Source organism: Bordetella sp., assembly GCF_051960075.1.
Classification (GTDB): domain Bacteria; phylum Pseudomonadota; class Gammaproteobacteria; order Burkholderiales; family Burkholderiaceae_B; genus Bordetella.
Genome location: NZ_JBQCER010000025.1, coordinates 1 through 8991, shown reverse-complemented (window position 1 = coordinate 8991; position 8991 = coordinate 1). Strand labels below are relative to the sequence as shown.

General features: G+C 62.9%; 8 protein-coding genes and 1 tRNA gene. 6 read left to right on the top strand and 3 right to left on the bottom strand.

The genetic code is table 11. The features are described from left to right. Positions 1-595: 595 nt before the first annotated feature. Entirely contained in the window at positions 596-1126 is a 531-nt protein-coding gene (locus ACTHJ1_RS03235) for a hypothetical protein (RefSeq protein WP_440187585.1), read from the bottom strand. Here ACTHJ1_RS03235 and ACTHJ1_RS03230 point away from each other — a divergent pair. Beyond that, positions 1119-1313 carry a hypothetical protein gene (locus ACTHJ1_RS03230; protein ID WP_440187582.1) on the top strand — a complete coding sequence of 65 codons (195 nt, stop codon included), beginning with the start codon at positions 1119-1121 and terminating at the stop codon, positions 1311-1313. The genes ACTHJ1_RS03235 and ACTHJ1_RS03230 overlap by 8 nt on opposite strands. Positions 1314-1396: 83 nt before the next feature. On the opposite strand, the gene ACTHJ1_RS03225 is transcribed toward ACTHJ1_RS03230, so the two are convergent. Together ACTHJ1_RS03225 and ACTHJ1_RS03220 are read right to left on the bottom strand one after the other, a co-directional pair. Beyond that, positions 1397-1487: transfer RNA gene (locus tag ACTHJ1_RS03225), tRNA-Ser, on the bottom strand. Positions 1488-1623: 136 nt separating this feature from the next. Further along, the gene (locus ACTHJ1_RS03220; protein ID WP_440187579.1) at positions 1624-3447 is read right to left on the bottom strand and encodes a diguanylate cyclase; all 1824 of its coding nucleotides are present in this window, start codon (positions 3445-3447) and stop codon (positions 1624-1626) included. Between the two features lie 196 nt (positions 3448-3643). Between ACTHJ1_RS03220 and ACTHJ1_RS03215 the strand changes: the two genes are divergently transcribed. The 5 genes from ACTHJ1_RS03215 to ilvC all read left to right on the top strand — a co-directional run bounded on the left by ACTHJ1_RS03215 (position 3644) and on the right by ilvC (position 8917). After that, entirely contained in the window at positions 3644-4426 is a 783-nt protein-coding gene (locus ACTHJ1_RS03215) for a 3-hydroxybutyrate dehydrogenase (RefSeq protein ID WP_440187591.1), read from the top strand. 27 nt (positions 4427-4453) lie between these two features. Next, positions 4454-5224 carry a peroxide stress protein YaaA gene (gene yaaA / locus ACTHJ1_RS03210; RefSeq protein ID WP_440187576.1) on the top strand — a complete coding sequence of 257 codons (771 nt, stop codon included), beginning with the start codon at positions 4454-4456 and terminating at the stop codon, positions 5222-5224. 387 nt (positions 5225-5611) lie between these two features. Continuing rightward, on the top strand, positions 5612-7330 hold the full coding sequence (locus ACTHJ1_RS03205; RefSeq protein WP_440187573.1) for an acetolactate synthase 3 catalytic subunit: 1719 nt from the start codon (positions 5612-5614) through the stop codon (positions 7328-7330). 12 nt (positions 7331-7342) lie between these two features. Beyond that, positions 7343-7834 carry an acetolactate synthase small subunit gene (ilvN, locus tag ACTHJ1_RS03200; RefSeq protein WP_440187570.1) on the top strand — a complete coding sequence of 164 codons (492 nt, stop codon included), beginning with the start codon at positions 7343-7345 and terminating at the stop codon, positions 7832-7834. A 30-nt stretch (positions 7835-7864) separates the two neighbouring features. Continuing rightward, positions 7865-8917, top strand: coding sequence for a ketol-acid reductoisomerase (gene ilvC, locus ACTHJ1_RS03195; protein ID WP_440187588.1), 1053 nt, complete (start codon positions 7865-7867; stop codon positions 8915-8917). The last annotated feature ends 74 nt before the right edge of the window (positions 8918-8991 follow it).

Here is an 8991-nt window from a genome sequence, read left to right as displayed (position 1 = left end):
TAAATCTGGTTTTCTTCAAGGGAGACTCCTAACGGGGGAGGCTCCGAATATTCTACTGATGACTGTCTACCGCACGGGGAAGCTTACGAGCCGGCATGGGCAGCAGCTGTGATGGCGAGACACGTCGATGCAAGGTACCGTCTTCTCATAATCAGTCCCCAATTGTCAGGCGACTGCAACCGTAGCATATAGATCTGAAATTTGATCCGCTTATTTATGCGGTTCGCGCCCGCGCTGCGCTCCCGATTTCCCCCGTGTGGCCCTCCGCCAAAACGCGGTAGCGGCGGGGAGAGGGCGGCTTGCCCAGTCATCACCTCAACAACGCGAGCACCAGCGCCTCGACGTGCTGATAGGCATCCTGCGCTACGCACTGGCCCAGCACCACGAGCACCGCCCAGCCAACTGCCTTTATCTTCCACGGGCTACTTCATCAAGTCGCGCTGCATTGCATTTAGCAGTGCGTTAAAGGCAGCGTGTCGAGCCTCTCGTGGTCCATCGTTCGTATCGACAAGCGCCTGGGCCTGCTGCACTACGGCGGAGGAGCCGAATAACTGACATCGCGTTTGCCACAAGGCGTATGCCTTCGAGTGGGCATCTATGTTCTTCTTATATTGCCTGGGCCATAGGAGCAACTACCGTCCGATTCGGCAACGAGGACGTAGCCGGTACCCCTCTCGAAGAGCATCCATTGCTCCGTCGGGGGTTCATCCTGGTACGGCCAAGTCCTCAGCTCACCACCCAGGTCGAAGACGAATCTCCATTCACCCTGCGTGGCTCCTTGCTCGACGGCAAGCAGCTCTTGTCCGTCCAGTCGGAAAGTGCTGGAAGCGATGGTCTCGTCCGGCGATTCACTATGGGCAAGCTCCTTGCCATGCAAGATGATCGACCAGTTGCAGCAGTAGATCCATAGATGCCATTGCCCGGTCACAGTGACAAGTCTGCGGGCAAAGCTTTCCTTGGCTTTCTCACTTAGAGATGAAGATGAGGGAAATGTTTTCGGCTCTCGTATACGAAGCTCCGGCTGACCAAACTCCAAGGTAAGAAAGCTACCGTGGCCTTTCTGTACAGACCATGCGGGATGTCCATAAACGGCGGACCAGATGCGGTGCAGCTCTTCAGTGATCATATCCAATGGCTACCAGGGCTCGAGCCTGCGGACCAAGCTCATTGCCCGGGATCTGCCGCAAGCCTGCGACGTGTTCCTGCTCTACAAGTTCGCCGGAGGCAAGGATTGCAGCCGGCGAGACAGCGGATGCTGGGGCGTCTGGAATCGCCGGCTGGCTGAGCGGCAGATGTGTCTGACGGGAAAGTAAGGCCGGACAATATTTCCCCCACCACACCAAAAACAAAAGCCCCTTGACGGGGCTTCTGATTTGCACCTAAGTGCTTGATTTCTTGGCGGAGAGGGTGGGATTCGAACCCACGGTACGGGGTTACCGTACGCCTGATTTCGAGTCAGGTACATTCGACCACTCTGCCACCTCTCCGGGGTACCGCGCCGCAGGACTTCAATGTGGTCGACAAGTCCGCAGTTATCTTCGCTGCCAGACCCGCATGTCGAAAAAGACAACGGCCAAGCAGCAAAGCCAAGCATTCTACCTGAAAATTCCGTTCCAGAGAAATTCAGTCCCGCAGTATCTCGCCCAGTGCCTGCTCGTCGTCGAACGACTGCACTGCGATGCAGTCGCGGCCGGCCCCCTTGGCTTGGTAGAGCAGGGCGTCGGCACGGCGCAGCAGCGCGGCCAGCAGGTTGGGGTGCTTGCCGCGTTTCATAAAGGCAATGCCGAAACTGGCCGTGATGGTGAAAGTGCGTCCGTCGGCCGCGCGCATGACGGCCGAGGCGAGCGTTGCTCGAAAGCGCCTGGCCGCGTCGATTGCCTGGGTCGGATCGCTCGTTTCGAAGAGCACGGCGAACTCCTCGCCGCCCAGGCGCGCCACGCCGGCCGAGCTTTGCTGGCAGGCGTCACGGCATAAATCCGCCACCTTGACCAGCGCCAGGTCGCCGCCATCGTGGCCATAGGTGTCGTTGACGCGCTTGAAATAGTCGATGTCGAACAGCACCATCGACACCCAGGAAGGCTGCGCAGGGTCTGGCGCGGTGGAGTTCAGCTTGCGGACCCGGCCTTCGAAGGCGCGGCGATTGAGCAGGCCGGTGAGCGAGTCCGTTTCCGCCATGGTGGTCAGGTCGGATATCAAGCGCTGACGTTCCTGCTCCAGCCTTACCCGGGTGCGGCCGCTCTCGCGCAGGATGTCGATGGCCTCGAAGAACTTGCGGATCTCGGCAGGGTACCGGCGCTCGGTGGCGCGGCCGCCCAGATCGCCTTGCGCGATGGCGGTGGCCGCCTGCGTGGCTTCGTTGAAAGGGCGGATCACGTAGCGGCGGAAAAGCACCAGCATCAGCACCAGCAGGCCGGTCGACGCCAGGCCGATCATCGCGGTGAGCAGCAGCCGCAGCTGCAGATCGGCGCAGCGCCGGCGCAGTTCGTCGGCAGTGGAATCGAGCATGGCGTCGCGAAACCCGATGATGGCGCTCATCATGGGCACGTACCGCTGTGCGAACTCCCGAGTGGTTGGCGTGTCGTTACCGTCGGCGCTGGCGCGGCGGCGCACCTCATTGACGTAGGCGAGGCCGTCGGTGAAATACTGCTGCTGAACCTGACGGAAAGCCTGCATGGCCATCCGGGGATGGTCGGTCAGGTACGACTCCAGCAGCCAGTAGAGCTGTTCTATGCGGCCCTGCGAGCGCTCGATGGCAAGCTGCTCGGCATCGCTGAGTGCGCGGCGCGTACCCAGCGCCCCGGTAAAGCGCGAGCCCAGCAGTCCGGCCTGCTCGCGCAGCATGGCCGCCAGGAACGCCATCTGCACCGTGTCGAGCGCGTTGTTGTCGCCCTTGATCACCGACAGGTTGCTGTCGTTGACGATGGGTATGAGCTGGGGGACGATGGCCACCATGCGGTTGATGGCGTCGTCCAGCATCTGGGGAGTGCGCTGCGAACGCGGCCTCTGTACGATGCGGTCGATGTTTGCGCGCGCCTGCAACAGGGCGGTCTTCGTCTCGCCAAGCTCGGCTGCGTCGGTGGCGCAGCGCGGGCATCGCTCGGCGGCGAGTTGCTCGCTTAGGCGCGCAAAGGCTTCATCGGTGTTGTGCCGGGCTTGCTGCAGGGCCTGCACGACTTGCGCCGAAAGCGGCGATTCTTCGCCCATGGCCGCGTTGGCGGGGCCCCGTTCGAACGACACCTTCTCCATGGCGATCAGTGCGGCCCGCAGGGTCTCGAACGCGGATGCCGCTCGCCGGGCGCCCTGGTAGTCTCCGTTCTGATACCAGAGCAAGGTCGAGGCCAGCACCAGGAACAGCATGCAGATCGCAACGACGCCCGCCTGCAGACGTGATCGGATTTGTGCGCGAGGCAATGAGCGGGAAGGCTGGGTGTTGTCGGTACGTTGCACGGAGAACTTTACAATTGAAAACCTGATACGAGCCGAAGCGACAAAAAACCAGCGTAAAGCAGTCTTGCACGAAAACGGCTTGGCCGCGAGAGGTGCATAGGGCACGCACTACACTGTGGCCTCTGCCGTTGCAGGCATTCATGCCGCGCCGAACGAGGCGCCCGTCAAAAAATCAAAACCCGAGGAGTCCCCCATGTTGTTGAAAGGAAAAGTCGCCGTCGTCACCGGTTCGACCAGCGGCATCGGCCTGGGCATCGCCACCGCCTTCGCCCAGAACGGCGCGGACATTGTGCTTAACGGTTTCGGCGATGCCGGGCAGATCGAGGCGTTGCGTGCCGATCTGGCCACGAAATACGGCGTGAAGGTGCTGTACGACGGTGCCGACCTGTCGCGCGGCGAAGCCGTGCGCAAGATGGTGGCCGACGCGGCGGCCAAGCTGGGTCGCATCGACATTCTGGTCAACAACGCGGGCATTCAGCACACGGCGCAAATCGAAGACTTTCCGGTCGACAAGTGGGACGCCATCATCGCCCTGAACCTCTCGGCCGTCTTCCACGGCACGGCGGCCGCGCTGCCGTTGATGAAGAAGCAGGGCTGGGGACGCATCATCAACATCGCCTCGGTGCACGGCCTGGTGGGCTCGGTCAACAAGTCGGCCTACGTGGCGGCCAAGCACGGCGTGGTGGGCCTGACCAAGGTCACGGCGCTGGAGACGGCCGGCCTGGGCATCACCGCCAATGCCATCTGTCCGGGTTGGGTGCGCACGGCGCTGGTGGAAAAGCAGATCGATGCCCTGGCGACCCAGGACGGCATCTCCACCGACGACGCGGCTCGCGAGCTGCTCAGCGAAAAACAGCCGTCGCTGCAGTTCGTCACGCCCGAGCAATTGGGCGGCACGGCGGTCTTTCTGGCCTCCGACGCCGCGGCGCAGGTCACCGGCATGTCGATTCCGGTCGACGGCGGCTGGACGGCGCGCTGAGTAAAAAAGGAAGAAAAGGAACGATCCATGCTTTTGCTGCTGTCTCCCGCCAAAAAGCTCGACTACGACACCCCGGTGCAAGTGCAGGCGCATACCCAGCCCTTGTTCGTGAAGCAGGCCGCTGCGCTCATCAAGGTGCTCAAAACCAAGTCGGCGCAGGACATCGGCGCGCTGATGAGCCTGAGCGCGGCGCTGTCCGAACTGAACGTGGCGCGCTACGCCGCCTGGAAGCCCACGTTCACGCAGGACAATTCGCGTCAGGCCATTCTGGCCTTCAACGGCGACGTCTACGAGGGCCTGCAGGCTGCATCGCTGTCGGCCAGACAGCTCGATTGGGCGCAGGAGCATGTGGTGATCCTGAGCGGCCTGTACGGCGCGCTGCGCCCGCTGGACCTGATGCAGCCCTATCGGCTGGAGATGGGCACGCGGCTGGCCACCGCCAAGGGCGGCACGCTGTACGCGTACTGGGGGTCGACCATCGCCGATTATCTCAACGAGCGCCAGTCCGGCGCCAAGGCGCCGGTGGTGGTCAACCTGGCTTCCGAAGAGTATTTCAAATCGGTCGATCTCAAGGCGCTCAAGGCTAGGGTGGTGCAATGCGTCTTCCAGGACTGGAAGAACGGCGCCTGGAAGATCATCAGCTTCCATGCCAAGCGCGCCCGCGGCCTGATGGCGCGCTATGCCATCGAGCACAAGGTCGCCAAGCCCGAGGGGCTTCAGGGGTTCGACGCCGAAGGCTATGCCTACGATGCGGGGGCTTCCGGCGCCGACAAACTGGTGTTTCGCCGCAAGCAGTAGGCCCCGGTTTGCCAGGACCACGGCAACCCTGTACATTAGACGGTTCTTGCGCCCGGGGTCATACCAGGTCTTGGGCGCGCAGAAGGCGCTCGCCGGTTACCTCCCGGCCCCATCCTTCCAGTATTGCCCTGCCATCGGTCACGCCAACCAAGCGCACGCCCCTTACCGGGGGAGTTGGATCGAGGCTTCCATTTCGACCTGTTTGCTACCTGCGATCCTGACGGGCGCGGGCCGGGTCGGCAAGGCGTCCGGGTGGCGCGGTTCCGTGAACCGCAAAGCGCTGGTCGTGTTGCCTGATTCCGTCCACTCCCTGTTGCGCCCAGCTATCCGCTGTACGGGCTCGACCGCCAGGAAACCGGGGCCGGTAAAGGAAAGGAACACACCATCATGCAAGACCTCAATGGCGCCGACATCGTCGTGCGCTGCCTGGCCGAAGAAGGCGTTGAACACGTATTCGGTTATCCGGGCGGCGCGGTGCTCTACATCTACGACGCAATCTACAAGCAAGAAAAATTCAAGCACATCCTGGTCAGGCATGAGCAGGCCGCCGTGCATGCCGCCGATGCGTATTCGCGCTCATCCAACAAGGTCGGCGTGTGCATCGTCACCAGCGGCCCCGGGCTGACCAACGCCGTCACCGGCATCGCCACCGCCTATATGGACTCCATCCCGATGGTGATCATCAGCGGGCAGGTGCCGACCGCGGCCATTGGCGAAGACGCCTTCCAGGAGTGCGACACCGTGGGCATCACGCGGCCCTGCGTCAAGCACAACTTTCTGGTGCGCGACGTCAAGGATCTGGCCGAAACCATGCGGCGCGCCTTCTACATTGCGCGCACCGGCCGCCCCGGCCCCGTGCTGGTCGACATCCCCAAGGACGTCTCGTTCAACACGTGCAAGTACGCGCCGCCCAAGGGTGAGATCAGCATGCGCTCGTACGCCCCCGTCAACAAGGGGCATCAGGGCCAGATCAAGAAGGCCGTGCAGATGCTGCTCACCGCCGAGCGGCCGATGATCTACGCCGGCGGCGGCGTGGTGCTGTCCGATGCCGCCGCCGAGCTGCGCAGGCTGACCAATCTGCTCGACGCGCCGGTCACCAACACGCTGATGGCCCTGGGCGCCACGTCCGGCGACGATCCGCGTTTCGTGGGCATGCCCGGCATGCACGGCACCTACGAAGCCAATATGGCCATGCAGCACTGCGACGTGCTGCTGGCTATCGGCGCGCGCTTCGACGACCGCGTCATCGGCAACCCCAAGCACTTCGCGCAAAACGCGCGCAAGATCATCCACATCGACATCGACCCGTCGTCGATCTCCAAGCGGGTGAGGGTGGACGTGCCCATCGTCGGCAACGTCAAGGACGTGATCCAGGATCTGTGCGCGCTGTACGAAACCGCATCGGCCGAGACCAAGCCGCCTTCGACCCGGGCCTGGTGGGACCAGGTCGACACCTGGCGCGGCAAGGAATGCCTCAAATACGCCAACTCGAACGAGCTCATCAAGCCGCAGTTCGTGGTGGAAAAGCTCTGGGAAGTCACCGGGGGCAATGCCTTCGTCACGTCCGACGTGGGCCAGCACCAGATGTGGGCCGCGCAGTACTACAAGTTCGGCGCGCCGCGCCGCTGGATCAATTCCGGCGGCTTGGGCACCATGGGCGTGGGCCTGCCCTACGCCATGGGCGTGCAGATGGCCAACCCGGGCTCGGACATCGCCGTCATCACCGGCGAAGGCTCCATCCAGATGAACATCCAGGAGCTCTCCACCTGCCAGCAGTATCATTTCACGCCCAAGATCGTGTGCCTCAATAATCGCTTCCTGGGCATGGTGCGGCAGTGGCAGGAGATCGACTACGGCTCGCGCTATTCCGAGTCCTATATGGATTCGCTGCCCGATTTCGTCAAGGTCGCCGAAGCCTACGGCCACGTCGGCCTGCGCATCGACAAGCCTGCCGACGTCGAGCCGGCCCTGCGCGAAGCCTTCAAGAAGCATAAAGATCGCCTGGTGTTCCTGGACTTCATCACCGACCGCACCGAAAACGTGTGGCCCATGGTGAAGGCCGGCCGCGGGCTGACCGAGATGCTGCTCGGTTCCGAAGACCTGTGAACGGAGACTGACATGAAACACGTGATTTCCGTTCTCATGGAAAACGAACCGGGCGCGCTGTCGCGCGTGGTGGGGCTGTTTTCCGCGCGCGGCTACAACATCGAAACGCTCACCGTGGCGCCCACCGAAGACGCGACCTTGTCGCGCCTGACCCTGATCACCGTCGGTTCGGACGAGGTAATCGAACAGATCACCAAGCACCTGAACCGCCTGGTCGACGTGGTCAAGGTGGTGGATCTCACCGAAGGCCCGCACATCGAGCGCGAGCTCATGCTCATCAAGGTGCGCGCGGTCGGCAAGGAGCGCGAAGAGGTCAAGCGCACCGCCGACATCTTCCGCGGCCGCATCATCGACGTTACCGACAAGTCCTATACCATCGAGCTCACGGGCGACCAGGGCAAGAACCAGGCCTTCATCGAGGCGCTGGATCGCAGCGCCATCCTGGAGACCGTGCGCACAGGCGTGTCGGGCATAGGCCGCGGCGAACGCATACTCAAAATCTAACCCCCCCTTTTTACCGAACATGCCGGACGAATCCGGCGCCCCATTTCTAAAATACGGAGCAAGAACATGAAGGTTTTCTACGACAAGGACTGCGATCTCTCTCTGGTCAAGGGCAAGACGGTCGCCATCATCGGCTACGGCTCGCAAGGCCACGCCCATGCGCTCAACCTGCACGACTCGGGCGTGAAGGTCGTGGTCGGCCTGCGCAAGGACGGCGCCTCCTGGAACAAGGCCGCTAATGCCGGCCTGGACGTCGCCGAAGTGGCCGAGGCCGTCAAGCGCGCCGACATCGTCATGATGCTGCTGCCCGACGAGAACATCGCCGGCGTCTACAAGAACGAAGTGCACGCCAACATCAAGCCGGGCGCCGCCCTGGCGTTCGCCCACGGCTTCAACGTGCACTACGGCCAGGTCGTGCCGCGCAACGACATCGACGTCATCATGATCGCGCCCAAGGCCCCCGGCCATACCGTGCGCTCGACCTACACCCAGGGCGGCGGCGTGCCCCACCTGGTCGCCGTCTACCAGGACAAGTCCGGCTCGGCCCGCGACGTGGCCCTGTCCTACGCCAGCGCCAACGGCGGCGGCCGTGCCGGCATCATCGAAACCAACTTCCGCGAAGAAACCGAAACCGACCTGTTCGGCGAGCAGGCCGTGCTGTGCGGCGGCACCGTCGAACTGATCAAGGCCGGTTTCGAAACCCTGGTGGAAGCCGGCTACGCGCCCGAAATGGCCTACTTCGAATGCCTGCACGAGCTCAAGCTCATCGTCGACCTGATCTACGAAGGCGGCATCGCCAACATGAACTACTCGATCTCCAACAACGCAGAGTACGGCGAGTACGTCACCGGCCCGAAAATCGTCACCGAAGACACCAAGAACGCCATGCGCCAGGCGCTCAAGGACATCCAGACCGGCGAATACGCCAAGAGCTTCATCCTGGAAAACGCCGCCGGCGCGCCCACGCTGACCTCGCGCCGCCGCATCAACGCCGAATCGCAGATCGAAGTCGTCGGCGCCAAGCTGCGCGCCATGATGCCCTGGATCGCCGCCAACAAGCTGGTGGACAAGTCCAAGAACTGATCCCCGGGCGGGCGGGGCTTTGGGCCCCGCCGGTCAGGATCGAAGCGGCATGCCTCGCAAGGGCATGCCGCTTT

Coding starts and splice junctions, on each gene's coding strand:
- ACTHJ1_RS03205 (WP_440187573.1), top strand. CDS start 5,612: ATGCAAGACCTCAATGGCGCCGACATCGTCGTGCGCTGCCTGGCCGAA.
- ACTHJ1_RS03235 (WP_440187585.1), bottom strand. CDS start 1,126: ATGATCACTGAAGAGCTGCACCGCATCTGGTCCGCCGTTTATGGACAT.
- ilvN (WP_440187570.1), top strand. CDS start 7,343: ATGAAACACGTGATTTCCGTTCTCATGGAAAACGAACCGGGCGCGCTG.
- yaaA (WP_440187576.1), top strand. CDS start 4,454: ATGCTTTTGCTGCTGTCTCCCGCCAAAAAGCTCGACTACGACACCCCG.